General features: G+C 70.0%; 23 protein-coding genes. 11 read left to right on the forward strand and 12 right to left on the reverse strand.

What is annotated here, in order from left to right; genetic code table 11:
* Positions 1-44: 44 nt before the first annotated feature.
* Positions 45-461, reverse strand: coding sequence for an acyl-CoA thioesterase (locus IG62_RS0103795; RefSeq protein ID WP_030797521.1), 417 nt, complete (start codon positions 459-461; stop codon positions 45-47).
* Between the two features lie 163 nt (positions 462-624).
* On the opposite strand from IG62_RS0103795, the gene IG62_RS0103800 reads away from it, so the two are divergent.
* From IG62_RS0103800 to IG62_RS0103810, 3 genes are all read left to right on the forward strand, one after another.
* A complete protein-coding gene (locus IG62_RS0103800) occupies positions 625-1863 on the forward strand; it encodes an MFS transporter (protein WP_030797523.1) in 1239 nt (412 codons plus the stop codon).
* 216 nt (positions 1864-2079) lie between these two features.
* Positions 2080-3285: a hypothetical protein gene (locus tag IG62_RS0103805; RefSeq protein ID WP_063755322.1), complete on the forward strand. Its 1206-nt coding sequence runs from the start codon at positions 2080-2082 to the stop codon at positions 3283-3285.
* A 178-nt stretch (positions 3286-3463) separates the two neighbouring features.
* Entirely contained in the window at positions 3464-4438 is a 975-nt protein-coding gene (locus IG62_RS0103810) for an alpha/beta fold hydrolase (RefSeq protein WP_051797516.1), read from the forward strand.
* 59 nt (positions 4439-4497) lie between these two features.
* On the opposite strand, the gene IG62_RS0103815 is transcribed toward IG62_RS0103810, so the two are convergent.
* On the reverse strand, positions 4498-4953 hold the full coding sequence (locus IG62_RS0103815; RefSeq protein WP_158794972.1) for a hypothetical protein: 456 nt from the start codon (positions 4951-4953) through the stop codon (positions 4498-4500).
* Positions 4950-5483, reverse strand: a complete 534-nt coding sequence (locus IG62_RS0103820) for an RNA polymerase sigma factor (RefSeq protein ID WP_051797520.1) — start codon at positions 5481-5483, stop codon at positions 4950-4952. Before IG62_RS0103820 ends, IG62_RS0103815 begins: the two co-directional genes overlap by 4 nt.
* 280 nt (positions 5484-5763) lie before the next feature.
* Here IG62_RS0103820 and IG62_RS0103825 point away from each other — a divergent pair, with 280 nt between their 5' ends.
* The 3 genes from IG62_RS0103825 to IG62_RS0103835 are packed head-to-tail and all read left to right on the forward strand — an operon-like array spanning position 5764 to position 9188.
* The gene (locus tag IG62_RS0103825) at positions 5764-7206 is read left to right on the forward strand and encodes a family 2B encapsulin nanocompartment shell protein (protein ID WP_030797536.1); all 1443 of its coding nucleotides are present in this window, start codon (positions 5764-5766) and stop codon (positions 7204-7206) included.
* A 17-nt stretch (positions 7207-7223) separates the two neighbouring features.
* Entirely contained in the window at positions 7224-8282 is a 1059-nt protein-coding gene (locus tag IG62_RS0103830; protein WP_030797538.1) for a family 2 encapsulin nanocompartment cargo protein terpene cyclase, read from the forward strand.
* A 30-nt stretch (positions 8283-8312) separates the two neighbouring features.
* The gene (locus IG62_RS0103835) at positions 8313-9188 is read left to right on the forward strand and encodes a geranyl diphosphate 2-C-methyltransferase (RefSeq protein ID WP_030797540.1); all 876 of its coding nucleotides are present in this window, start codon (positions 8313-8315) and stop codon (positions 9186-9188) included.
* A gap of 101 nt (positions 9189-9289) precedes the next feature.
* On the opposite strand, the gene IG62_RS0103840 is transcribed toward IG62_RS0103835, so the two are convergent.
* Positions 9290-9970 (reverse strand): DUF899 family protein, encoded by a 681-nt coding sequence (locus IG62_RS0103840; RefSeq protein ID WP_030797543.1) that lies wholly within the window; start codon positions 9968-9970, stop codon positions 9290-9292.
* Between the two features lie 262 nt (positions 9971-10232).
* Between IG62_RS0103840 and argG the strand changes: the two genes are divergently transcribed.
* The 3 genes from argG to IG62_RS0103855 all read left to right on the forward strand — a co-directional run bounded on the left by argG (position 10233) and on the right by IG62_RS0103855 (position 12993).
* Positions 10233-11690, forward strand: a complete 1458-nt coding sequence (argG, locus tag IG62_RS0103845) for an argininosuccinate synthase (protein WP_030797545.1) — start codon at positions 10233-10235, stop codon at positions 11688-11690.
* 202 nt (positions 11691-11892) lie between these two features.
* The gene (locus IG62_RS0103850; protein WP_030797548.1) at positions 11893-12522 is read left to right on the forward strand and encodes a dihydrofolate reductase family protein; all 630 of its coding nucleotides are present in this window, start codon (positions 11893-11895) and stop codon (positions 12520-12522) included.
* Positions 12523-12561: 39 nt separating this feature from the next.
* Positions 12562-12993 (forward strand): GNAT family N-acetyltransferase, encoded by a 432-nt coding sequence (locus tag IG62_RS0103855; RefSeq protein WP_030797550.1) that lies wholly within the window; start codon positions 12562-12564, stop codon positions 12991-12993.
* A 48-nt stretch (positions 12994-13041) separates the two neighbouring features.
* On the opposite strand, the gene IG62_RS0103860 is transcribed toward IG62_RS0103855, so the two are convergent.
* The 8 genes from IG62_RS0103860 to IG62_RS0103895 form a co-directional block, all read right to left on the reverse strand.
* The gene (locus IG62_RS0103860; protein ID WP_030797552.1) at positions 13042-14163 is read right to left on the reverse strand and encodes a hypothetical protein; all 1122 of its coding nucleotides are present in this window, start codon (positions 14161-14163) and stop codon (positions 13042-13044) included.
* A gap of 100 nt (positions 14164-14263) precedes the next feature.
* Entirely contained in the window at positions 14264-14812 is a 549-nt protein-coding gene (locus IG62_RS0103865; protein WP_030797555.1) for an FABP family protein, read from the reverse strand.
* Between the two features lie 103 nt (positions 14813-14915).
* A complete protein-coding gene (locus tag IG62_RS0103870; protein ID WP_030797557.1) occupies positions 14916-15698 on the reverse strand; it encodes an aminotransferase class IV family protein in 783 nt (260 codons plus the stop codon).
* A 95-nt stretch (positions 15699-15793) separates the two neighbouring features.
* The gene (locus IG62_RS0103875; protein WP_030797561.1) at positions 15794-16681 is read right to left on the reverse strand and encodes a GNAT family N-acetyltransferase; all 888 of its coding nucleotides are present in this window, start codon (positions 16679-16681) and stop codon (positions 15794-15796) included.
* Between the two features lie 100 nt (positions 16682-16781).
* A complete protein-coding gene (locus tag IG62_RS0103880) occupies positions 16782-17633 on the reverse strand; it encodes an RNA polymerase sigma-70 factor (protein WP_030797563.1) in 852 nt (283 codons plus the stop codon).
* Positions 17630-18208, reverse strand: a complete 579-nt coding sequence (locus tag IG62_RS0103885; RefSeq protein WP_030797565.1) for a carboxymuconolactone decarboxylase family protein — start codon at positions 18206-18208, stop codon at positions 17630-17632. The genes IG62_RS0103880 and IG62_RS0103885 overlap by 4 nt, the downstream gene beginning before the upstream one ends.
* Positions 18209-18559: 351 nt before the next feature.
* Positions 18560-18907: a DUF1330 domain-containing protein gene (locus tag IG62_RS0103890; protein WP_030797567.1), complete on the reverse strand. Its 348-nt coding sequence runs from the start codon at positions 18905-18907 to the stop codon at positions 18560-18562.
* A 219-nt stretch (positions 18908-19126) separates the two neighbouring features.
* A complete protein-coding gene (locus IG62_RS0103895; protein ID WP_030797569.1) occupies positions 19127-19543 on the reverse strand; it encodes a Fur family transcriptional regulator in 417 nt (138 codons plus the stop codon).
* A 781-nt stretch (positions 19544-20324) separates the two neighbouring features.
* Between IG62_RS0103895 and katG the strand changes: the two genes are divergently transcribed.
* Together katG and IG62_RS0103910 are read left to right on the forward strand one after the other, a co-directional pair.
* On the forward strand, positions 20325-22547 hold the full coding sequence (katG, locus tag IG62_RS0103905) for a catalase/peroxidase HPI (RefSeq protein WP_030797578.1): 2223 nt from the start codon (positions 20325-20327) through the stop codon (positions 22545-22547).
* A 309-nt stretch (positions 22548-22856) separates the two neighbouring features.
* The gene (locus tag IG62_RS0103910; protein WP_030797580.1) at positions 22857-23972 is read left to right on the forward strand and encodes a trypsin-like serine peptidase; all 1116 of its coding nucleotides are present in this window, start codon (positions 22857-22859) and stop codon (positions 23970-23972) included.
* The last annotated feature ends 378 nt before the right edge of the window (positions 23973-24350 follow it).

Here is a 24350-nt window from a genome sequence, read left to right on the forward strand (position 1 = left end):
GCGCGGGTAATGGTCGGGGCGGCCGACTGATGCCCGGACCAGCGCTATTCGCCTGCTGAAAGGTAAGGCTGGAAGGCCTTCCGGATCACGCCGGGCATCTCCTTCTTGCCGCCGGCCACGGCGTCGGTGAACACGTGCCGCACTTCCCCTTCCGCGATGAGCCGTTCGCCGACCTTGAATCTCGGGCACACGATCATGCTCGTCGTTCCGAGATGGGTGAGGGGCATCTCGATGTCGAGCACTTCATCGAAACGTGCCCCCTGGAGATAGCGAATCCGCGCTTCTGCCACCACCAGATCGGCGCCCTCCGCGAGCATGGATGCATAGCCCCCCGCGGCTTCGCGCCACAACTCCGTGACGGCAACGTCGTAATAGAAAAGATAGTGGCCGTTGAACACCACGTTCTGCTGGTCACACTCGCTGTAGCGCACCCGCAGCCGGTGCGTGAAGAGCTTGGTCATGGGCGAGATCGTAGCCACCTCTCGCACGAACGATCGAGGGGCGGAGTTGCCCCTCTTCGCACCGCTTCGGCGTCCAGGCAGGAAGCGGGCAGCTCGGACGGATCCGCCCGCATTCCAGCGGGACTTGACCTTCACACTAATGGGAAGGTTTCAGCATCCCCTCATGCGAAGCACCCAGCTGCCCACTGACACCGCCATAGCCTCTGCGGCCGTAACTGACGGCCCATCAACTACCCGCGATCGACTGCCAATGGGAGCGCTGCTCGCACTGGCCATCGCGGTGTTCATCACCAGCCTCACCGAGACCCTGCCTGCCGGGCTGCTGCCGGCGATGAGCGCCGGCCTGCACACGAGCGAGTCGGCCACCGGTCAGACGGTGACCATCTACGCGCTCGGCACGGTGCTCACGGCGATCCCGCTGTCCGCCGCCACCGCCGGCTGGCGCCGCAAGCGCCTGTTGCTGACGGCCATGGCCGGTTTCGCCGTCGCCAACACCGTTACCGCGTTGTCGGCGAACTATCCGCTGACCCTCGTCGCCCGGTTCCTCGCCGGGGTTGCCGCCGGGCTGGCCTGGGCCCTGCTGGCCGGTTACGCACGCCGGTTGGTCGCCCCTCACCAGGAGGGCCGGGCCATCGCGATCGCCATGGCGGGCATTCCCGTCGCACTGTCCCTGGGCGTCCCCGCCGGCACCTTCCTGGGCCAAGTGGTCTCCTGGCAGGCCGCCTTCCTCGCCATGACCGCCCTGACCTTGGTGCTGCTGGTCTGGATCACCGTCACCGTGCCCGACCACCCGGGCCAGAGGGCCGGTGGCAAGATCCCCATGCGCCGGACCCTGCGCGTCCCGGGGGTGGCCCCGGTACTGTTCGTCACCCTCGTCTTCGTTCTGGCCCACACCATCCTCTACGCCTATATCGCCACCTTCCTCCACCACATCGGCCTCGGCGGCCGCACCGACGCGGCTCTGCTGGTCTTCGGCATCGCCTCGCTGGCAGGCATCTGGATCGTCGGCACCTTCATCCACCGCCACTTGCGCACCTTGACCCTCGCCAGCGCCGTGCTGGTCGGCGTCGGCGCCGCCGTCCTGGGCGCGTTCTCCGGGATCCACGGGCTGGTGTACGTCGCCACCGCTCTGTGGGGCCTGGGCTGGGGCGGCGTTCCCACCCTGTTGCAGACTGCCGCAGGCCGAGCCGGTGGCGGGGCGGCCGATGCGGCCCAGGCCATGCTGGTGACCCTGTGGAACGCGGCCATGGCCGCCGGAGGCATCATCGGCGGCCTCCTCCTGCATTCCGCCGGAGCCGACGCCTTCCCCTGGACCGTCCTGGTCCTCCTCGTCCCGGTCCTCGTCGTCGTACTGGCCGCCCGCACACACGGCTTCCCCGCCCGGCGCGCCGGCGGCAGTTGAGGGCACCGACCAGGCCCAGCTCGGTGCGCACATCGCCCTCCAAATGCAGCCCGAACACTGGGTGGCCGCCGCCCTTGGGTCCTTCCGACGACGGCGGCCCGCCCGGGCCCACCGGCGCACGGCCGTGACCCGTATGTGATCAACGCCCCGTAATCTGCCCCGTAATCCCCCGTGAAGAGGGGATTAGCGCGATGCGCGACCAAGGCGGGGGAACACATGACATATCGGCGCGCGGCGATACCGGCACTGGCCGGAGCGGTGGTGCTCACGGCGCTTCTGTGGTGGGCGGGGACGAGCGGGCATGCGCTGCGCCTGCCGGGTGCCACCAACGTCATCGGCGGACCGGCCACCGCCGAGCTGGAGCACTGGCTCGCCCCCTGGTCGTACGACCCGCCGTCCTCGGCCCAGCTCGGCGGCGAGGCGTCCGGCGGGGTCGGGGACGCGGCCCTGATCGACGGTGCCCGCTACCTCTCGCTGTACACCACCGCGCTGCAGATCCGGTTCGGGGCGGTCTTCGCCTTGTTCCTGCTCGGGGCGCTGCTCCTGGTCCGCCGGCTGCCACCGGTGGGCGGCCGCGGCCGGACGGCGGCCGCGCTGCTCGCAATGTGGGCGTGGGGTGTGGTGGCCGGGACCCTGGCGGTCACCGTCTCGGCGCCGTGGATGCTTGCCGCAGGAGGGCACGGCAGTTTCCGCTTCCTGCCCCACCTGGCGAGCGTGATCGGCTCCGGGCGGCAGATCCTGGTGGTGACCGCGCTGGTCGCGGCGGTGGTGACCGTGCTCGCCGCGCGGGTCACCGCCACCGGAGACGATCCGCTGCCGCCGGTGGAAGTCCCGGCGCGGGCCGCCCGCCTGGCCGCCACCGCCGGAACCGCGGTGATCGCGCTGTCCCTGGTGGTCCTCTCCTACCAGTCGGTCGCCGCCGCCCTCCAGACGATCTCCCCGAACTTCGGACTGTTCTCCGAACCGGGCGACCTCCTGCGTCAGTGGCTGCTGCTCGGTGCCTGGACCGGCCCGGCGGGGACGCCGCTCGGCGACTGGCTCCTGTATCGCGCCGCCGACGTGCTGCTGCTCGCCGTGGTGTGGTGGACACTGCGGCGGCTGCCCGGACTCCTCACCCGCGCCACCGTCCCGGCGATGGCGGTCGGCGCGGTGTGCGCGACCGTGCTCGGCCTGCTGGCGAGCCAGCTGCTGCGGATGGCGACGGATGGCGCCGGTCTGCGCTGGGGGCTGCTGCACCTGGCCGCCGGCATCGGTGACGGCGTCCCGGCCGCGCTCACCTTCGGCCTGGTGGCGGGAGTAGTGGCTGCCATGACGCTACGGCTGGCCGGGGGCCGAACGAAGACCCCCGACACCACGGCCTCCGCCCAGAATCCCGACCAGGAACCCGGCCAGAATCCCGGCCAGGACCTCGCCGACGCCTAGTCCCACAGAGCTGTCTGCGAGAACCCCTTGGCAGCCGCCGTGACGAGCACGCCGGCGTCACGTTCCGGGGCAGCCGGGCTGTCCGCACGGACGCGCAAAATACGAGGGAACGTTCGCGGGGGCGGCCGCCTCCTGGCCGGTGCAAGCGGCTTCTCGCATCCGGCGAAGGGATTCCCACATGATCAGCAGCGACCGCCCCCTGCCCACGCTCGAAGGGGCCGAGCACCGGTGGGTGACGGTCCGTGGGGCACGGCTGCACATCGCCGAGTTCGGCAGGGGCGAGCCCGTGGTGCTGCTGCACGGCTTCCCGCAGCACTGGTACGCGTGGCGCGCGCTCGTCCCGCTGCTCGCCCACGATCACCGGCTGATCTGCGTCGATCTGCGCGGCTTCGGCTGGTCGGAGCAGACCAGGCGCGGTTACGACACGGACGGGCTCGGCGACGACGTACTCGCGCTGCTCGACGAGCTGAACCTCGACCGGGTGACGCTGGTCGGGCACAACTGGGGTGCCGGGGTGGGCTTCCGGCTCTGCCAGCGGGTCCCGGGGCGATTCCGCGCCTTCCTGGCGCTGAACATGGCGCACCCGTGGACGCGTCACCGTGACGTCCTGCCGAATCTGTGGCGGATGTGGTTCACCGCCTTCGTTGAGTACCCGGTGGTCGGACGGCTGGTCCTGCGGCACTGGCCGGCCTTCACCCGGTACCTGCTGCGGCGCGCGGTCGCCGACCCGGGTGCGTGGCGGGAGGCGGATCTCACGGAGTTCACGGCGGCGGCACAGGCCTCGGCGTACGCCTGGCAGGCGATGTTCTGGAGTTACGTCGTACGGGACATTCCGGCGGGCTTCCGGGGTACTCACCGTCGGCGTCGGCTGACCGTCCCGACGTTCGTACTGGTCGGCGAGCACGACCCGGTGATCCCGCCGGCCCTGCTGCGCGGTGAGCCCCACGCGGACGACCTGACCGTCAGGATCGTGCCGGGCGCCGGACACCATCTGCACGAGGAGCGGCCGACGCTGGTGGCCGAGGCCCTGCGGGAACTCATCGCCGGCACCAGAGGACGGACAGGACCGGAGGACAGGCCCGCAGGACAGGACCAGCAGACAGGAGCAGAGAAGAGGGAGCAGGGAAGAGGGGCAGATGACTGCCCCTGGTGAAACCGCCCCATGACAGCGCCGGTTGACCGTCCCCGATGGCGGCAGGGCCTGCTGAGAGGTCAGCGCAGGGCGGCGCGGTGCTCCACCGCACGGAAGAAGGCGCGTGTGCGGCGCTTCCCGAGCAGGCTGCGGTAGACGCGCTGCACCGGGCCCAGGGCGGCGGGACGCGCCGCCCCGCACACCGCGAGCCGGGTCCCGGCGCCGTCCGGCTCGGCGGCGATGCCCATCGTCACCAGGCGGGACTGCATCAGGCACCATCCGGTGCTCAGCCGCACGTCGAACGGGCCGCGCAGGCCGAGGACATCCTCGGCCTGCGCCGCTTTGCGCTCGCTGTCACCGGGCGGGACCCTGAACTCCCGGACGAAGGAGATCAGATGGGGCAGCTCGCCCTCCAGGTCGGCGACGACCGCCCACACCCGGTCGAAGGGCAGGGCGATCCGGGTCTCGGCGTACAGCGGGGCGCGCAGTCCGGCGGCCAGTACGCGCAGCCGGGCGACCTGGTCGGGGGCGGTCACCGCGTCCACGCCTTCCGGAAGGAGGAACGGGCCCTGCTCAGCCGTGATTTCACGGTGCCTTCCGGTACGCCGATCAGCGCGGCCGTCGTCCGCTCGTCCAGGCCTTCCAGCTCCCGCAGTACGAGTACGGTGCGGTGCTGGACGGGCAGTCGGGCAAGCAAGTCCCGTACCTCCGTGGTCAGTTCGCCCCCGGCGCCAGGGAGCAGGTCCCGCAGCCGGCCGATCTCCTGGGGATCGGCGGGCGTCTCGCTCGCGGTGCGGCGGGCCACCCGGGCGGCCTCCCGTACCGTGACCGCACGCACCCACCCGTAGAACGCCTGGGGATCCCGCAGCCCGCGCAGCCCCCGGAACACCGCGAGGAGGGATTCCTGCACGGCGTCCGCGGTGTCGCGCGGAGCGATCGAGCCGCACAACCGCGTGACGTACGGCGTCACCAGCTTGAGCAGGTCGTCCATGGCGAGGGCATCGCCGCGCTGCGCGGCCCGTACGAGCGGCGCCGCCGCGTCCCAGGGCCGCACGTCGTCATCCATCGCGGGACACCGTACCGCGACGGCTGCGGGCGGGGCGGTGGCGGGAGGTGACCGGTCCCGGCGCGGGTATTCCTGGATCATGCAGCGGCCGGAGGGCGTGCGGAGGCAGGATTGCGCTCCGATTGCCTCGTTTTGGGGTTTGTGCCTCCTGAATGCGGAGGTCGCCCCCTTTCGCGCCGTACCAACCCGTTCTTCCTCCTGTTTGGCTTGATCCTGCACACGGCCATCCCGCTCACCACCGGCCGTTCTGCTCACTTCTGTTCACGTCCCGGGAGGGAAAGTGTCCGTACCGGACAGCGTCGCCGGTCCCGCTACCGAAGAGCCCGATCTCGAACCACCCGCGGACGGTCCGCTCACCAGCCTGAGCACACAGGCCGCGCGCCAACTGGCGACCACCACCAAGTCCGAGCCCCAGATGCAGGCCATCACCTCGCGGTGGCTGCTGAAGATGCTGCCGTGGGTGGACGTCAAGGGCGGCACCTACCGGGTCAACCGGCGTCTGCAACTCCGTGTGGGCCGGGGCCGTGTCCAGTTCGAGCAGAACGGCGCGGACGACATCAAGGTGATCCCCCAGACCCTCACCGAGCTGCCCGTCCTGCGCGGTTACGACGACATCGAGGTCCTCAAGGAGATCGCCGGCCGCTTCCGCGTCCGGGAGGTCCGGGCCGGTCAGACGCTCTTCGAGGCAGGACAGCCGGCCACCGAGGCGTATCTCGTCGTCCACGGCCGGTTCGTCCGCTACACCGCCGGCAAGTACGGCGAGGAGGAGGTCCTCGGCGTCGTCACGGACGGCGACCAGATGGGCGACGAGGCGGTCGGCCGGTCCGATCCGCGGTGGCAGAGCTCGGTCCGGGCCGAAACCGCGGGCGTGTTGATGGCGCTTCCCTGGGACGTGATCCGGGAGTTCACCGACCGGGTGCCGTCCCTGGCCGCACATCTGACGGCGTACGCGGAGCGGCAGCAGCGCCCCACGAACCGCAAGGGCGAGGCGGATGTGCCGGTGCAGGCGGGGCACGTCGGGGAGCCGACGCTGTCGGCCGGCTTCGTCGACTACGACCTCGCCCCGCGCGAATACGAACTCTCGCTGACCCAGACCGTCCTCAGGGTCCACAGCCGGGTCGCCGATCTCTACAACGACCCGATGGACCAGACGCAGCAGCAGATCCGGCTCACCGTGGAGGAGATCCGCGAGCGCCAGGAGTGGGAACTGGTCAACAACCGGGAGTTCGGACTGCTGCACAACACCGACTACGGCCAGCGCATCAGTACCTACACGGGCCCGCCCACCCCCGACGACATGGACGACCTGCTGGCCATGCGCCGCAAGACCCGGCTGTTCCTGGCCCACCCGAAGGCGATCGCCGCCTTCTTCCGGCAGTGCAACAAACGCGGCCTGGTACCAGGGACGGCGGACGTCAACGGGCACCAGGTTCCCGCCTGGCGCGGCGTCCCGATCTTCCCGTGCGGCAAGATCCCGATCAGCGATACGAACACCAGCAGCATCATCGCGCTGCGCACCGGAGAGGCGGACCAGGGAGTCGTCGGCCTGTACCAGACCGGCATCCCCGAGGAGTTCCAGCCGGGGCTGAACGTCCGTTTCATGGGCATCGACCAGGCCGCCGTCATCCGTTACCTCATCACTGCCTACTACTCGGTGGCCATCCTCGTGCCCGACGCAGCCGGAGTCCTGGAGAACGTCCAGATCGGCCGGAGCACCGACTGACCAGGTGGAGTACGACCATGAGCACGCCCCCCAACACCGCCGCCGCCTTCTCATTGCCCGGTCCGCCGAGCCTCGCCGGTTCCTCGCGGGCCCGACGCGGCGGAGCCGTCCCCGGGCTGAGGTACCAACCCGCCACCCCCGCCGACCCGGAAAAGGTCAAGGAGGTCGACCGCAGACTGGAGGCATGGGCCCGCCGGCTGGACCTCTTCCCCGCGCAGTGGACCGGGGATTTCGCGCAGTTCAAGTTCGGCCGGGCCGTCGTCCTGCAGCATCCCGGTGCGGCGGATCTCGAACGCCTCACCGCCGCGGGCGAGTTGCTGCTGGCCGAGAACCTCGTCGACAGCTGCTACTGCGAGGAGGACGAAGGCAGGGGCGGTGCACGCCGCGGCCTGGGCGGACGGCTGATCATGGCCCAGTCGGCCCTCGACCCGTTCCACGGCACCGCCGAAACGGAGGAGGAGTGGCGCGGCGGCGTGCAGGCCGACGGCCCCTTGCGCTCGTACCACTGGGCCCTGAAGGACTTCGCGGCCTTCGCCACCCCCAGTCAGACCGACCGGTTCGTGCATGACATGGCCCGGTTGCACCTGGGCTATCTCGCCGAGGCGTCCTGGGCCGAGACGCGGCACGTCCCGCAGGTCTGGGAGTACCTGGTGATGCGGCAGTTCAACAACTTCCGGCCCTGTCTGTCCATCGTGGACGCCGTGGACGGCTACGAACTGCCCGAAGCGCTCTACGCCCGCCCCGAGGTCCAGCGGGTCACCGCTCTGGCCTGCAACGCCACCACCATCGTCAACGACCTGTACTCCTTCACCAAGGAACTGGCCAGTGACCCGACCCATCTGAACCTGCCGCAGGTCGTGGCCGCCAACGACAAACGCGGCCTCAAGGCCGCCTACCTCAAGAGCGTCGAGATCCACAACCAGATCATGGAAGCGTTCGAGACGGAGTCGGCCCCGCTGGCCGCCCTCTCGCCCCTCCTCGAACGGTACGTCCGGAGCCTGGCCGACTGGGTCTCCGGCAACCACGAGTGGCACGCCACGAACACCGACCGCTATCACCTGCCGAATTACTGGTAGACCGATCCGCGCACCTCGCAAGGAGCCACGTTGACCATCGCTCACGCCGACACCGCACGCACGCCGGTGCCGACCCAGTCCACGTACCAGTCCCGTGTCGCGGACTACTGGAACGCCGAGGAAAACCCGGTCAACCTCGAACTCGGCAAGATCGACGACCTGTACCACCACCACTACGGCATCGGGGACGCCGACCGGTCGGTACTGGAGGAGTCGGACCCCGACCGCCGCCGCGAGCGGATCACCGGCGAACTGCACCGGCTGGAACACGCCCAGGCCGAACTCCTCGCCTCCCACCTCGGCGACCTCTCCCCCACCGACCGCGTCTTCGACGCCGGCTGCGGTCGCGGCGGCGGCAGCGTGGTGGCGCACCTCCGCTACGGGTGCCACACGGACGGGGCCACGATCTCCGCCAAACAGGCCGAGTTCGCCAACGGGCAGGCCCGCAAGCGCGGTATCGACGACAAGGTGCGCTACCACCACCGCAATATGCTCGACACCGGCTTCACCTCCGGCGCGTACGCGGCGTCCTGGAACAACGAGTCGAGCATGTACGTCGAACTGGACCTGCTCTTCGCGGAACACGCACGGCTGCTGCGGCGCGGTGGACGCTATGTCGTGATCACCGGCTGCTACAACGACGCCTACGGGCGGGCCTCCCGTGAGGTGTCCCTCATCAACGCCCACTACATCTGCGACATCCACCCCCGTTCGGCGTACTTCCGCGCCATGGCCCACAACCGGCTGGTCCCCGTGCACGTCCAGGACCTCACGGAGGCCGCGCTCCCCTATTGGGAACTGCGCCGCCAGGCCGACCACCTGGTCACCGGCATCGAGGACACCTTCCTGAACGCCTACCGCAACGGCAGCTTCCAGTACTTGCTGATCGCCGCCGACCGAGTGTGAGTCTCCGGGGGCTGCGCCGCACGGGGCAGCCCCCCGTGGGGGAAGGCGGCCGCGCATTCCCTGCAGGGTCGCAGCCCAGGGCCAGGGCCCGGATCGGTCGTCTAGTAGTTGAGTGCGGCGAACCAGTCGCCCCGGCCGTGCCGGGTGAGGTCGAGGAAGTGCCACACCGGGCAGAGCAGGTCGATACCGCGCTGGTCGATGTCCTCGGACATCCGGGGGTGCGCCGAGTAGAAGTGGCGCACGTCCCCGTTGCCGTCGCGGGTGAAGACCGACACCGTCGAGTCCTGATTGCCCTCGGCATCCTCGCTGCCGAGGTCGTATTTGAAGGAGCTGGAGCCGGCGCTCAGCAGCCGCAGGTTCGTCCACTGCCGGTCGCGGGCGTGCGCGCGGAGTGTGGGCAGGTCGGCTGCGGCGACCACGGCGAAGTCGATGTTCTGCCCGAGGTGGCGGGCGACGCCGTTGAACCCGTCGATCCACATCGTGCACATGGGACACGGCTCGGTCTGCCGCTTGCCGTACATGAAGTGGTAGATGACGAGGTCCCGCCCCGGCCGGGTGAACAGCTCGCTCAGCCGGACGGTCTGCCCGCGTGCGTCGTCTGCGTGCAGGTCGGCGGGGCCTTCCTCGAAGGCGTAGTCGTCGACGACGGGCCCGGGCGGCAGTCGGCGGCGCAGCTCGGCGACGCGTTCGCGGTGGCGCATCAGCTCGATCTCGGCCTGCCGCAGCTCCTCACGTGCGTCGGTGTAGGCCTCCGGCTCCCCGGTCAGCTGGGTGTGACGCATCGCTGCCTCCTCCGTACCCGAGAGGGAGCTGCTGCCCCGGCCACCATTGTCCGCTCCCGCGCGGGGGCTCGCGAGGCAGCCGAGGCCGCCACAGCACGGGGGACGTGGCTGTCGACAGGCCTGGCCTGCGGGGCGCAGACTTCACTCTGAGTGATCGCCTCAAACCGCCGCGACCGCCCGCGGCACGCCGATTTTCTCGTCCCGGAGACACGACTAGCCCCTCCCCTTTGCATGACCATGCGAGATGCTGCATACTCTTTCCATGTCCAAGGTCCTCACCTCCCTCCCCGCCGGCGAGCGCGTCGGCATCGCCTTCTCGGGCGGCCTCGACACCTCCGTCGCAGTCGCATGGATGCGTGACAAGGGCGCCGTCCCGTGCACCTACACCGCCGACATCGGCCAGTACGACGAGCCCGACATCGCCTCGGTGCCCGGCCGCGCGAAGACCTACGGTGCCGAGATCGCGCGCCTGGTCGACTGCCGCGCGGCGCTGGTCGAGGAGGGTCTTGCCGCCCTGACCTGCGGGGCGTTCCACATCCGCTCGGGCGGGCGGGCCTACTTCAACACCACGCCGCTCGGCCGCGCCGTCACGGGCACCCTCCTGGTCCGGGCGATGCTGGAGGACGACGTCCAGATCTGGGGCGACGGCTCGACCTTCAAGGGCAACGACATCGAGCGGTTCTACCGGTACGGTCTGCTCGCCAACCCCCACCTGCGGATCTACAAGCCCTGGCTCGACGCGAACTTCGTGACCGAGCTCGGCGGCCGCAAGGAAATGTCGGAGTGGCTGCTCGCCCACGACCTGCCGTACCGCGACAGCACGGAGAAGGCGTACTCCACCGACGCCAACATCTGGGGCGCCACCCACGAGGCGAAGACGCTGGAGCACCTGGACACCGGCGTGGAGACCGTGGAGCCGATCATGGGGGTGCGGTTCTGGGACCCGTCGGTCGAGATCCCCACCGAGGACGTGACGATCGGCTTCGACCAGGGCCGCCCGGTGACGATCAACGGCAAGGAGTTCGCCACCGCCGTCGACCTGGTGATGGAGGCCAACGCCATCGGTGGCCGCCACGGCATGGGCATGTCCGACCAGATCGAGAACCGGATCATCGAGGCCAAGAGCCGCGGCATCTACGAGGCGCCCGGTATGGCCCTGCTGCACGCCGCGTACGAGCGCCTGGTCAACGCGATCCACAACGAGGACACCCTCGCCCAGTACCACAACGAGGGCCGGCGGCTCGGTCGCCTCATGTACGAGGGCCGGTGGCTGGACCCGCAGGCGCTGATGGTGCGCGAGTCGCTGCAGCGCTGGGTCGGCGCGGCCGTCACCGGCGAGGTGACCCTGCGGCTGCGGCGCGGCGAGGACTACTCGATCCTCGACACGACCGGCCCGGCGTTCAGCTACCACCCGGACAAGCTGTCCATGGAGCGCACCGAGGACTCCGCGTTCGGCCCGGTGGACCGGATCGGCCAGCTCACCATGCGCAACCTCGACATCGCCGACTCGCGCGCCAAGCTGGAGCAGTACGCGGGGCTCGGCCTGATCGGCACCGCCGCGGCGACAGTCGGGGGCGCCGTCGGTGCCGCGCAGGCGGCCGCGACCGGACTGATCGGCAGCCTGCCGGAGGGCGGCGCCGAGGCCATCGCCTCCCGCGGCGAGGTCTCCGGCGACGACGAGTGGCTGGACCGCGCCGCGATGGAGTCCGGCACGGACTGAACGGACGGAACGGACCGACCAGCCGCGACGCGAGCAGAACGCTCGCCACGCCCGCGGCTGACGCGGCACCGAAGCGGCCGGCTCAGCGCCCATGGCGCCGAGCCGGCCGCTGTCGTATGCGTCAAGGTGGTACGTGAGGAGGGCTCGCCGGCTCGGAAGGCATTCCGGGCGCCCGCGGCTTCCGTACCCGAAAGGCGGCAGCATGAGCAGACTGATCGTCACCGCGTTCGTCACCCTGGACGGCGTGATGCAGGCCCCCGGCGGTCCGAACGAGGACGTCGACAAAGGCTTCGCGCACGGCGGCTGGCAGGTCCCCTACGTCGACGAGGACTTCATGGGTCTCATGACGGGGATCTTCGAGCGGACCGCCGACCACCTCCTGCTGGGCCGGAAGACCTACGACATCTTCGCCGCCCACTGGCCCCGCGTCACCGACCCGAACGACCCGATCGCCGTAAAGCTCAACTCCATGCCCAAGTACGTCGCCTCCCGCACCCGCGACAGCCTGGAGTGGCACAACTCCCACCTGCTGAAGGGCGAGGCCGCCCAGTCTGTCGCGCAACTCAAGGACCAGCTCGACGGCGTGATCATGACACAGGGCAGCAGCGACCTGATCCACACCCTGCAGCAGCACGACCTCGTCGACGAGTACCGGCTGCTCGTCAACCCCGTGATCCTCGGCACCGGCAAACGGCTCTTCGGCGAGGGTGCCACGCCCGTCGCCTGGACGCTCACGGAATGCCGGACCACCAGCGCCGGAGTGCAGTACTGCGCCTACGAGCGAGCGGGCACCCCGGAGTACGGCTCCTTCATGCTGGAAGAGCAGGGGTGAGGGCCCCCACGGGAGCCGACGACCTCTAGCATGTAAGGCATGGATAGCATAAGTGGCCCTTACGAGCTGCGCCCGGGCGTGCCCTCCGTCGAGGTCTTCCGCCGCCTGCGGACCGATGCCGGCCTCTCCGACCGGGCCCCCGACGCCGTCGCGCTCGCCCTGCCCCACACGTGGTACGGCGTCGTCCTTCACCACGAGGGCGAGCCCATCGGCATGGGGCGGATCATCGGGGACGGGGGTACCGCGTTCCAGATCGTCGACATCTGCGTGCACCCCGCACACCAGGGGCAAGGTCTCGGCAAGCGCATCATGGCCGCGCTCACCGAGGAGCTGGAAAACCGGGCGCCGGCCACCGCGTACGTCTCTTTGATCGCGGACGGCCCCGCGCGCTTCCTCTACGAGAAGTTCGGTTTCACCGACACCGCCGCGCACGGCTCGGTGGGCATGTACCCCTTCATGAGGGGGAGTTGACAGCCGGGTGGCCCGGCGGACGCACCGCGGGCCACCACACCCCCGCACCTACCGAGCCGTCACGATCACATAGCCGACCTTCTTGACGCGGCCATGGTGAGCGATGACCGTCACGGGATAGCGGCCCGGCTTGATGTCGGTGCGGATGGTGGCCGTGTCGAGGAAGCGCGGGTCGTCGCCGTCGGCGGACTTGCTGTCGTCGGAACGGAGGTGGAGTACGCGGGTGAACGCCGGGGAGGTGGCCGTCAGACGCTTCTCCTCCCCCGGGTCGGGGGTCACGTCGTGCCACATGACCTCGACCTTTCCTCCGCGGGCGACCCGGAGGCTGTGCTTGTGGGGGCTGTCGGCGTAGCCGACGCCCGGGTCGTACAGGTCGGGGCCGTACGCCTTGCCGAGGTAATCGGGATCGCCGGGGCGGGACGCGCGGACGGTCAGGCGCTTCTTCATGAGGTGCCGGCCGTGCGGGCCGAGCAGTTCGAAGGTGTAAGTGCCGTCCGCCAGACCGGGCTTGAGCTGCGGCCGGGCCTGGAAGGTGCGGCGGTTGTAGAACTCGAACTTGTCGTGGACGAGACGTACGGGCCTCGGCAGGGCTGCGGACCGAACGGTGAAGCGGGTGCCCCGCTCACCGGGGTACAGGTCGTCGAAGTACAGCCACACCGGCGCCCCGGGACGGGCCACCTTCGACGCCTGATTGAGCTCGAAGGACGGGCGCTTGGACCGCACGACCTGGATCGTGTCATGGGCGAGCGTCCGGCCCGCGACGGTGACCGACAGCGGGTGCCGGCCCGGCTCGGCCGTCATCGGGAGGGAGAGCGTGGCCCCGAAGGAGCCGTCCTGCCAGCGCAGTCGCACGGGGCCGCGGAACGCGGACGACCGGGCCACCACCGGGGCGTTCGCCGACTTGCAGCTGACGCCGTTGAGCTCCAGGGTGACCCGTTGCCCGGGGCGGGCCTCGAGATTGCCCCCCACGACCAAGGTGGGCTTGCCGGTGGGGGTCGTGCACCGGCTCTTGCCGTTGCGGGGGTCCGCGGTGTGGTGTGCGTCAGTCTTGTGTGCGGTGTGAGCGGACGCCCCCGGGCTCTGCGCCGCTCCGGTCGTGCTCGCGGACGTGCCGCACCCGCCCAGCACAAGGCCGGCTGCCAGCACGCCCATCAGCCTGGACCAGTTCATCGTCTCCCCCATCGGTCGGTCACACGGAGAGATGTCCGCCTGACGATGTTGGTTGCCTGCGGTCAACGGGCGGGAACCCGCTGACCGGTGGATCAGTGTCCTAGCCCTTGTCCACGCGCCGGAGCTCGGCCGCAAGGTGGTGTTGCAGCGACTGACCGACCGCTGCGAGGTCGTGGGCGAAGGTGAGGGTGTTCGGGTCCGTCAGCTCGTAGCGGCGGCGGGTGGCGGCGACCTCCTTCGCGGTGGGCGCCAGCGCCACCTGATGGGTGCTCAGTTCCACCGTGCCGTCGCCCGCGCGGCCGACCAGGATCTCCGCGATCCCGGTGGGCTGGGTGATCAACGCCTCCACGCGTCCCTCCGGCTGCAGCCGCCACCAGCCGCTCTCGCGGGCGGCCGGCCGTAGCGGGGCGTCGTCGGCGTCGACGAGCCAGGCGCGTGCCTCGTAGCGGAGGAAGGGACGCCCGTCGTGGCTGAAGGTGACCTCCTGCGCGTAGGCGAACTCCTCGGCCAGCGTCGGGTACCCGCCACGCCCCCGGCCGACCCAGGTGCCCAGGAGCCCGGTCAGCGGCGCGAGCAGTGCGTGGGGCGCGGGTGCTGCGTCCGGCCGGAACGCATCGGGGTACGGGTGCTTCGGGGCGGGGTCGGACATGAGGTGCGCTCCTGAGACGTAGGGAGGTCGGTGCCGGTGGAAGCCTAGGGCCGGTGAGCCGGACGTGCGCCGGACGTCGAGGGTCGCCCTCGGGTTCGTGTCGCTACGGCTCCTCGCCGGGGATCGAGAGATACACCTCGCGCAGCGTGCTCAGCACCGGGTCCTCAACGGCCAGCGGGGCATCGTCGATCGCCGTCAACGCCCGGACGCCGATGCTGGTGTTGGTGGCGAATGCCGCCCGCATCCCCTTGGCCCGGTCCAGGGTGAGCGGGGTGATCCGGTGCTCGACCTGTTGTTGCAGGAGCTTCATGGTGATGCCGGGCAGCACGGGGGCCTGCGGCCACACCACGGTGCCGTCGTCGTCGATGAAGCCGACGTTCCAGGTGGCTCCTTCGCTGACGTATCCGTCGGGTCCGACGAACAGCGCGTCGTCGAAGCCGGCGAGCTGTGCCGCGCGGCGGACGTGCAGGGCGCCGAACAGTCCGCAGTGCTTGACCTGGGGGAGGTCGCGCTCGTAAGGGACGCTCCTGGCCCGCAGCGGCGGCGGGGGCATCGCCTCGGCCGGGCGTACGGTGACCAGCACCTGGGGCTGATCGGCGGCTGCCGGGTGACCGACGGCCACCGCGGGATCGTAGACCGTGACGCGGACCACGCACGGGCCGCGCCGCCCCGCCAGTGCCTGGCGGACGAACTTCCGGACGCGGCCGGTGTCCAGAGCGGCGCCCCAGACGGTCCCGCAGTCGCGTACGAGGCGGTCCATGTGCAGGGACAGACCACGGACCCGGTGGTCGGCGTCGGCACGCATGGTCGTGAAGTGTCCGTAGCCCGCCAACGCCAGCGGCAGCAAGTCATCGGTGGTCACGGGCTTTCCGTCGAGGTGCGCCATGCCCCACAGCATGTCAGGACGGCCGCCGCCCCGGGGTCCCGGAGCGGCGCTACTGACGGGCGCGCACCGCGGGAGGAGGCTTTCGGCCCGCGCGGTCAGGCTTCCAGATCGAGCTGATACTGGAGCACCTCGTGCGTGGGTTCATAACCGAGTTCCTCGTTGATGCGTCTCATGTGCGTGTTGCTGTCGGCGGTGTCGGTCACGAGGCCGCCGAGGCCCGGGTGGTGCCCGTGGGCATATCTGATCGACTCCGCCTTCATCCATCGGCCGAGGCCGTGTCCGCGGTGCTCGGGCAGTACGCCGGTTCCATAGTGCTGGCCGTCGCCCGCACCGCTCCCGGGGACGACCAGTTCCGTGAAGCCGGCGATCGAGCCGTCGGACTCGTCGATGGCGGCGACGGTGTGCAGCTGGTCACCGCGCTCAGCGACCGCCCGGGCCGCGGCTCGGACCCGGTCCACGTCCCAGGTCACGGTGCCGTGGTCGGTGTCGTCCATGGGCATGTCGTCCATGGCGCGGCGCGAGGCCGCGAAGGTCTGGGCGAGGTCGTCGGGGACGGTCCCCAGCCATGACGCCAGCCGGTAGCCGGGGTGCGGACGGGCGACGGCATCGGCCAGGGCGGCGCTGTCCACGTCGGCCAGTGACAAGCGGGTGTACCGCAGCGTGAGGACCTTGCGGAAGCCCCGGGCCGACAGGAAGGAGTCACCGGGCGATCCGGCGTCGGCCCGCGCGATGACGCTGCGTCTGGCGTTGTCCCGAGCGGCTGCCACCGCGACGTCGAGCAGCCGGGAACCGACGTTGTTGCGTCGCTCCACCGGATGGACCTGGACGGCGAGTTCGGCCAGGTGGTCCTGCCCGGCGGCGGTGAGCAGGCGGAGGAAAGCCGTCCCCACCGGTATGGCGTCGGCGTCGGACGCCAGCCAGGCCAGACGCCGGCTGTACTGCCCGTCTTCGGGATCGGTCAGGGGAGTGAGGTGAAGCGGCAAGGAGTCTCCGTCGTGAGGAGGTGGGGGCACGTGCGCCCATGGGTGTTCCGGGCGATTCTCACCGCCCGGAACACCCGTGCGCCACCACAAAAACAGCGGCCTACCGGGCGAGTTCGGCCGGCTCGTCCAGCCGCGCCAGCTTCTGCGGATTGGCCACCGCATGGATCCGGGTGACCCGCCCGTCCTCCACCACGAGGCTCACCGCGGCCAGCCGGCCGTCGATCTCGACCCGGCCCGCGGGTGCGCCGTTGAGCCACACGGCCGACACCGCACGACCGGGCCGCGCGAGCAGCGTCGCCACCAGCTCGGCCCCGTGGACCGGGGCCGGCGCGGCTGCGGCGAGCCCGCCACCGTCGGCGATCAGGACCACGTCCGGCGCCATGACCTCCAGCAGCTCCTGGACCCGCCCGGTGCGCAAGGCGGCCAGGAACCGCTCCACCACGGCCTGCTGCTCCGACCGGCTCACCTGCACCCGCGGCCGCCGGGCCGCCACGTGCTCGCGGGCCCGCCGGGCGATCTGCCGCACGGCGGCCGTGGACTTCCCGACGGCCTCGGCGATCTCGTCGTACGGCAGGTCGAAGACCTCCCGGAGCACGAACACCGCCCGCTCCGCCGGCCCGAGCGTTTCCAGCACGGTCAGCATCGCGATCGAGACGCTCTCCGCGAGTTCGACGTCCTCGGCGACATCAGGGCTGGTCAGCAGCGGTTCCGGCAGCCACTCGCCGACGTATTCCTCACGGCGGCGGGACAGCGTCCGCAGACGGTTGAGCGCCTGGCGGGTGACGACCCGGACGAGGTACCCCCGCGGGTCGTTCACCTGTGACTGGTCGACGTCGGCCCACCGCAGCCAGGAATCCTGCAGCACGTCCTCCGCATCGGCCGCCGACCCGAGCATCTCGTAGGCGACCGTGAAGAGCAGGGTGCGGTGGGCGACGAACGGGTCCTCGGTCATGCCGTCGCTGCGGCGCCGGAGCGCACCGGACGCGTGGCCAGCGGAACCTCGCAGGCCTCGGAGAAGCCCTGCGAGGCCACCCCGTTCGCGATGTTGTTCCTGGTCGCCATGTTGACGAAGGCGATGTACGCGGTGAGCTCGACCATCGCCGCCGGGCCGAGCCGGTCCAGCAGACCCGCGTACAGCTCATCGGTGACGGTCGGCGGCGTGCTCGTCATGGCCTCGGCATACTCAAGGACGTCCCGCTCCAGCGGCGTGAACACCTCCGACTCCCGCCAGCGCGGCACCTGGCTCGCCTTGGTCAGGTCCAGGTTCTGGTTCTGCGCCTGGAAGTAGCCGACATCGAGGCACCAACTGCAGCCGACCTGTGCCGCGACGGCCATGTGCGCGAACGACTTGAGGCTCTCATCGGCCACATCCCACTCAGCCAGCTTGGCCGAGAACTCCAGGTTGGACGTGGCGACCTTGGGGCTGTGCCACACCACCTCGACGGGCTCGGGCACGGCACCGAGCTGCTTGATCATGTTCTCGCGGAGCTCGGTGGGAAGCTCCGCCTTCGGAACGCGTGGCGACATGGTGTTCTCCCTGTAGGTGTGTATGTCTGCCGTTACGCCATGAAGACACCGCCGCGTCCTCGGATGTGACAACGGGGGTGGAGCAGTTGATCCGGCTTCCGGTGCGACGGCTGTCTCTCCCCCGCGCCCAAGCAGTGGGCGCCGTGCGCCCCGAGACCACCATCACGCAACTGCTGAAGCTCGTCGGCGCCATCGCACCGGCCGACGAGCAGGACGCCGACGGCCCGGCCGAAGCCGGCCGGCCGTGGTGCCGCGGGCCGTGGTGCCGCGGGCCGTGGCCGGCCGGTGGCTCACGGCGTGGTGACCCTGGTGCCCGGTGGCCGGTGGCCCGCGGCACGGTTCAACTCACCGTCATTCAGCCGGAATCGACTCCCGCAGGGCCTTGGCGGTAGTGCGGGGGTCGTAACCCTCGGGCACGCCCTCGACCAGGATGATGTCGCCCTCGATGTGCCGCGAACGCAGCGGCGCGATCTCCTGGTAGGCGGGCGATTCCCACCAGGCCCGCGCCTCGGCCATGCCGGGAAAACTGATCACCACGACGTGCCCGGGCCAGCTGCCCTCCTTCACCTCGTGCTGCGCCGCGTGCACGAGAAAGCGACCGCCGTGCGGTGCGAAGGTCGCGGTGATCCGCTCGATGTACTCGGCGATCTCCGCATGCGGAACGGCCTCCTGAAGATGGCCTATGACGTAAGCAGGCATGAAAACCTTCCCGTTGGTACGGCTGCGATGCGTCGCGATCATGACACGCAGCCGGTCGACATCGAAGTCGTTTTCGAGAAGCTGCCCGGCCGGGACGCCCGAGCGCGACGGCCGCGTCGACAACTCCCCGCCGCGTGGCCACCGTTCGGCAATCGCGGTGCCGGCTGTGGCGTCCGGCGCCCGAACCTACGCCGCCCGCCCCCGCCCGCTACCGGCCGCTCACGCCTGGTGGCAGTCAGGGCACAGGCCGCGGTAGGTCATCTCGACCTCGGAGACGGCGAAGCCGAAGCGTTCGGAGGCGGGCAGGTCGGCCAGGGGGTCGCCGGCGGGGTGGACGTCCCGGATGGCGCCGCAGTTCGAGCAGACCAAGTGCTGGTGGGGGCGATGGACGTTGGGGTCGTACCGCTTGGCGCGGCCGTCGGTGGCCACCTCGGCCACCTCGCCGAGCGAGACGAGCTCGCCGAGGGTGTTGTAGACGGTTGCGCGGGAGATCTCCGGCAGCCGGACGGTGGCGCGGGCGAGCACCTCGTCCGCGGTGAGGTGGACGTGCTCGCCGTCGAGTACCTCGGCGACTACCCGGCGCTGGGCAGTCATCCGCCAGCCTCGTCGGCGGAGCCGGTCCAGCAGGTCGCTCATGACCACCAGCCTTACTGTGCGTCTTCCGGACTGTGCGTCTTACGGCCGTGCGTCTTACGGCTGTGCGTCTTACGGCTGTGCGTCTTACGGCTGTGCGTCTTTACGGGCTGCCTTTTCGGACAGCGCTCCTCCTGGCGGTACTCCTCCGGACGGTGCGTCTTCCGGCGAATGATTCCGTACGGGTTTGGCTGTTGTATTGACTTGGACTAGGTCCATCGTAGGATCGGTTCTGGCGACAGCCAAGGGACAGGACAACAGCAGGGAAAGCCCGTGACGGTTGATGGGACGGGTCCGCTCACGACCGCCTCCGGTGCCCTGGCCGCGGACGGCCAGGACAGCGGGCAGGCGGGCGCCGGCGGCCCGGCGCTGGTCGAGGAGCAGGTCCTGCTGAAGCAGCTCCTGCCGAATCAGCTCCTTCTGGAGCAGATCGCCCCCTTCAAGCGGGAGTGTGCGGTTCGCGGGCGCGCGGCCGGTGCCGGTGTGGGTTCCCTGCCCAGGCAGAGGTCGTTCTGGCGTCGGGCCGGTCGGCCGGCCGGGCCGGCGCGGGGGATCTGTGCGCGACGGCCGCCACCACGGCGCGTGCCGGTCCTGCGGTGTCGTCGCTGATGTCCACCACGCGGTCGGTGTGGCGTTGTGGCTGAAGTGTCCGACGACCACGGCCTCTCGTTCATTGAGGCCGGTCATCTCCCGGGGCCCGCCGCCCCGGCTGTTTTCCCATCCGTAGTTCCTGAGCACCGTGATCTGCCCAGTTCGGTGATCTGCCCAGTTCGGAAGGATTCCCATGTCTGAGAACCACGACGCGATCGTCACGGACCCGAAGCCCGAGGAGGCAGGCGGCTGCCCGGTTGCGCACGGGCGTGCCCTGCACCCGACCCAGGGGGGTGGCAACGCCCAGTGGTGGCCGGAGCGGCTCAATCTGAAGATCCTGGCCAAGAATCCCGCCGTGGCCAACCCGCTCGGTGCGGACTTCGACTATGCCGCGGCGTTCAAGAGCCTCGACCTCCCGGCCGTGAAACAGGACATCGCCGAGTTGCTGACGGACTCCAAGGACTGGTGGCCGGCCGACTTCGGTCACTACGGCCCGTTCATGATCCGTATGGCCTGGCACAGCGCGGGCACCTACCGCATCAGCGACGGCCGCGGCGGCGCCGGCGCCGGTCAGCAGCGCTTCGCCCCGCTCAACAGCTGGCCGGACAACGGCAACCTCGACAAGGCGCGCCGTCTGCTGTGGCCGGTCAAGAAGAAGTACGGCAAGAACCTGTCCTGGGCCGACCTCATGATCCTCGCCGGCAACGTCGCCCTGGAGTCCATGGGCTTTACGACCTTCGGCTTCGCCGGCGGCCGCGAGGACGTGTGGGAGTCCGAGGAGGACGTGTACTGGGGTCCCGAGAAGGTCTGGCTCGACGACCAGCGCTACACCGGTGACCGTGAGCTGGAGAACCCGCTCGGCGCGGTGCAGATGGGTCTGATCTACGTCAACCCGGAGGGCCCGAACGGCACCCCGGACCCGGTCGCCGCGGCCCGCGACATCCGTGAGACGTTCCGCCGGATGGCGATGAACGACGAGGAGACCGTGGCCCTGATCGCCGGTGGTCACACCTTCGGCAAGACCCACGGCGCCGGCCCGGCCGAGAACGTCGGCCCCGACCCGGAGGCCGCCCCGATCGAGGCGCAGGGCCTGGGCTGGGCGAACACCTACGGCACCGGCAAGGGCGGCGACGCGATCACCAGTGGCCTGGAGGTCACCTGGACCGCGACGCCGACCCAGTGGGGCAACGGTTTCTTCAAGAACCTCTTCGAGTACGAGTACGAGCTGACCAAGAGCCCGGCCGGCGCCCACCAGTGGGTGGCGAAGAACGCCGAGGCGATCATCCCCGACGCGCACGACCCGTCGAAGAAGAAGCTCCCGACGATGCTCACCACCGACCTGTCGCTGCGCTTCGACCCGGTCTACGAGCAGATCTCGCGGCGCTTCTACGAGAACCCGGAGGAGTTCGCGGACGCCTTCGCCCGCGCCTGGTACAAGCTGACCCACCGCGACCTGGGCCCGAAGTCGCTGTACCTCGGTCCGGAGGTCCCGGAGGAGACCCTGCTGTGGCAGGACCCGCTGCCGGAGGCCGAGGGCGAGGTCATCGACGCCGAGGACATCGCGGCCCTGAAGGCCAAGCTCCTCGGGTCGGGGCTGACCGTCGCGCAGTTGGTGTCCACCGCGTGGGCGGCGGCCTCGACCTTCCGTGCCAGCGACAAGCGCGGCGGCGCCAACGGTGGCCGCATCCGCCTGGAGCCGCAGCGCGGCTGGGAGGCCAACGACCCCGACCAGCTGGCGCTGGTGCTGGATGCCCTTGAGGGCATCCAGCGGGAGTTCAACGCCTCGTCCGGCGCCAAGAAGGTCTCGCTGGCCGACCTCATCGTCCTCGGTGGTGCCGCCGCCGTGGAGAAGGCCGCCAAGGACGCCGGTTACGACGTCGAGGTGCCCTTCGCGCCCGGCCGCGTGGACGCGACGGAGGAGCACACCGACGCGGAGTCCTTCGCCGCGCTGGAGCCCACCGCCGACGGCTTCCGCAACTACCTGGGCAAGGGCAACCGCCTGCCGGCCGAATACCTCCTGCTCGACAAGGCGAACCTGCTGGGCCTGAGCGCCCCCGAGCTGACCGTCCTCGTCGGCGGTCTGCGCGTCCTGGGCGCGAACCACCAGCAGACCTCGCACGGCGTCTTCACCGACACCCCGGGCAACCTGACGAACGACTTCTTCGTCAACCTGCTCGACCTGGGCACGACGTGGCAGGCGACCTCGGAGGACCAGAACACCTTCGAGGGCCGCGACGACGCGACCGGCGAGGTCAAGTGGACCGGCACCCGTGCCGACCTCGTCTTCGGCTCGAACTCCGAGCTGCGGGCACTCGCCGAGGTCTACGCGAGCGACGACGCGAAGGAGAAGTTCGTGCACGACTTCGTCGCGGCATGGGTCAAGGTGTCGAACCTGGACCGGTTCGATCTGGCCTGATCACGCATCCAATGACCTGAGGTGACGTCCGGGTCGGCCCGCGGGGCCGGCCCGGACGTCCTGCATTTCGGGGGATGTCGAGGGGTGGTGACCGAGCGCTGGACACAAGCGTCTTCCGCCGGGCGGAAGCTTCCTGCTCTGTGACGGCTCGGTAAAGGGCGGGATCATGCTGTTCAAAGCGCAACATTGACCGCACGTTTATCGGGTCCGACTTGACTCTCCGGTGTCTGTGACGTGGCTCAACGGCGCAGTCGCGTAACCAAACGGCAGTCAAAACCGGGGGGTACCTTGCAGTTCCGGCACACCGCAATGGCCATCGCTGCCACCGCCGCACTGGGGCTCAGCGCCTTGGCCGGCACGGCGTACGCCAACAACCACTCACCTGCGTCGCCGGCGACGACGTCGGCCCTCTCCCGAAGCCCGCATTCCGCATCCGGTACGCCGTCCGCCCTGCCGGCCAGTTCCGTCAAGGAGCAGAGCTCGGCGCCCGGCAGCGCCGAGAAATTCTGGACACCGGAGCGCGTCAAGCGTGCGCTTGCCACCCCGGTGGGCCCCGAGGGGCGCGGCACAACTCCCGTGAGCCGTCCGGTGAAGCAGTCGAACCTGCCCGACGTCGCCCTCTCCGCGCACGCGGTACCGCCGAAGCGCTCGTCCGCTCCCGCGCCCGGCGAGGCGAGAATCAGCGGCCCGCAGGGGCGAGAGCTCACGCGTTCGCTGCGCGCGCCCGAACCCAAGAAGTGGCCGTGGGCCGCCACCGGGGTGCTGTTCTTCGAAACGGGCAACGGCCGGTACGGCCAGTGCACCGCCTCCGTCATCACGCACTCCAACAAGTCCTCACTCTGGACGGCGGCGCATTGCCTCTACGACTGGGGCAAGAAGCGCTGGTACAAGAACTTCGCCTTCGCACCCGGATTCGCCAAAACCGCGCCCTACGGCTACTGGGACGTCAAACGCGTCATCGTCCCCTCCGTCTACCTCAGCAAAGGCGACCTCCGCTACTCCGACATGGGCGGCATAGTCCTCCAGCCCCGCAAGGGCCGCTCCATACAGAACACCGTCGGGGCGTACGGGTATGAGTTCCGGTCCAACTCCCCCGAGAACGACAACGTCGCCTCCCTGGGATTCCCTGCCGATGGATACCATCGGCCCAATTCCTTCTACTCCGGCGGTGCTTACATGCGGTACTGCTACGGCAACACCGTCGACGCATCGAACGGAAACCCGCTGGACCAGCGGCTGGAGATGGACTGCGAGATGGGCCACGGGTCCAGCGGAGGGCCCATGGTCAAGAACCTCACCCACGACGCCCGGATCGTCGGCGTGAACAGTCACCGCAACGGGGACAGTCACGGCAGGTGGGTGGACAACCACCTGTATTCGTCCGAGCACGGTGCCTACGCCGTGAGCGTGTACAAGTCCCTGTGAACCGCACGTGAGAAGGCCCCGGACGGCTTCGGCCGGCCGGGGCCTTGCGCGTGCTCGGGCTAGCGCTTCGGGCAGTCGTAGTCTTCGGGGCCGGCCTTGTGGACAAGGGACTGCGCACCCGCCTCAGCCGCAGAGCCGGCGCCTCGGGGCGGCACTCCCCCTTCCGGGCAGGGCCACTTCCCCGTCTTCTCATGGTGTTTCAAGGCGTCGTGAAACCGCGCCGCGTCCTGCGACGTCGGCGGCTGCACCTGATGCACCGTCACCTCTGGGCCGCTCTCCCCCAGTGTCTGGAAAGCGAACGGCACCGCAGCCACGGCCACCACAACAACCGCTGATGACTGAACACCCCTGATCACTCGGGCGCGCATCACACTGCCC

This window comes from Streptomyces sp. NRRL S-337 (assembly GCF_000720175.1).
Lineage (GTDB): Bacteria > Actinomycetota > Actinomycetes > Streptomycetales > Streptomycetaceae > Streptomyces > Streptomyces siderophoricus.

What these genes read in the sequence shown, in the direction of transcription:
- IG62_RS0103855 (WP_030797550.1), top strand. Translation starts at nt 12,562, where the DNA reads ATGGATAGCATAAGTGGCCCTTACGAGCTGCGCCCGGGCGTGCCCTCC.
- IG62_RS0103800 (WP_030797523.1), top strand. Translation starts at nt 625, where the DNA reads ATGCGAAGCACCCAGCTGCCCACTGACACCGCCATAGCCTCTGCGGCC.
- IG62_RS0103880 (WP_030797563.1), bottom strand. Translation starts at nt 17,633, where the DNA reads ATGACCGAGGACCCGTTCGTCGCCCACCGCACCCTGCTCTTCACGGTC.
- IG62_RS0103805 (WP_063755322.1), top strand. Translation starts at nt 2,080, where the DNA reads ATGACATATCGGCGCGCGGCGATACCGGCACTGGCCGGAGCGGTGGTG.
- IG62_RS0103865 (WP_030797555.1), bottom strand. Translation starts at nt 14,812, where the DNA reads ATGTCCGACCCCGCCCCGAAGCACCCGTACCCCGATGCGTTCCGGCCG.
- IG62_RS0103860 (WP_030797552.1), bottom strand. Translation starts at nt 14,163, where the DNA reads ATGAACTGGTCCAGGCTGATGGGCGTGCTGGCAGCCGGCCTTGTGCTG.
- IG62_RS0103840 (WP_030797543.1), bottom strand. Translation starts at nt 9,970, where the DNA reads ATGCGTCACACCCAGCTGACCGGGGAGCCGGAGGCCTACACCGACGCA.
- IG62_RS0103910 (WP_030797580.1), top strand. Translation starts at nt 22,857, where the DNA reads ATGGCCATCGCTGCCACCGCCGCACTGGGGCTCAGCGCCTTGGCCGGC.
- katG (WP_030797578.1), top strand. Translation starts at nt 20,325, where the DNA reads ATGTCTGAGAACCACGACGCGATCGTCACGGACCCGAAGCCCGAGGAG.
- IG62_RS0103830 (WP_030797538.1), top strand. Translation starts at nt 7,224, where the DNA reads ATGAGCACGCCCCCCAACACCGCCGCCGCCTTCTCATTGCCCGGTCCG.
- IG62_RS0103850 (WP_030797548.1), top strand. Translation starts at nt 11,893, where the DNA reads ATGAGCAGACTGATCGTCACCGCGTTCGTCACCCTGGACGGCGTGATG.
- IG62_RS0103810 (WP_051797516.1), top strand. Translation starts at nt 3,464, where the DNA reads ATGATCAGCAGCGACCGCCCCCTGCCCACGCTCGAAGGGGCCGAGCAC.
- IG62_RS0103890 (WP_030797567.1), bottom strand. Translation starts at nt 18,907, where the DNA reads ATGCCTGCTTACGTCATAGGCCATCTTCAGGAGGCCGTTCCGCATGCG.
- IG62_RS0103895 (WP_030797569.1), bottom strand. Translation starts at nt 19,543, where the DNA reads ATGAGCGACCTGCTGGACCGGCTCCGCCGACGAGGCTGGCGGATGACT.
- IG62_RS0103885 (WP_030797565.1), bottom strand. Translation starts at nt 18,208, where the DNA reads ATGTCGCCACGCGTTCCGAAGGCGGAGCTTCCCACCGAGCTCCGCGAG.
- IG62_RS0103870 (WP_030797557.1), bottom strand. Translation starts at nt 15,698, where the DNA reads ATGGCGCACCTCGACGGAAAGCCCGTGACCACCGATGACTTGCTGCCG.
- argG (WP_030797545.1), top strand. Translation starts at nt 10,233, where the DNA reads ATGTCCAAGGTCCTCACCTCCCTCCCCGCCGGCGAGCGCGTCGGCATC.
- IG62_RS0103795 (WP_030797521.1), bottom strand. Translation starts at nt 461, where the DNA reads ATGACCAAGCTCTTCACGCACCGGCTGCGGGTGCGCTACAGCGAGTGT.
- IG62_RS0103820 (WP_051797520.1), bottom strand. Translation starts at nt 5,483, where the DNA reads ATGGATGACGACGTGCGGCCCTGGGACGCGGCGGCGCCGCTCGTACGG.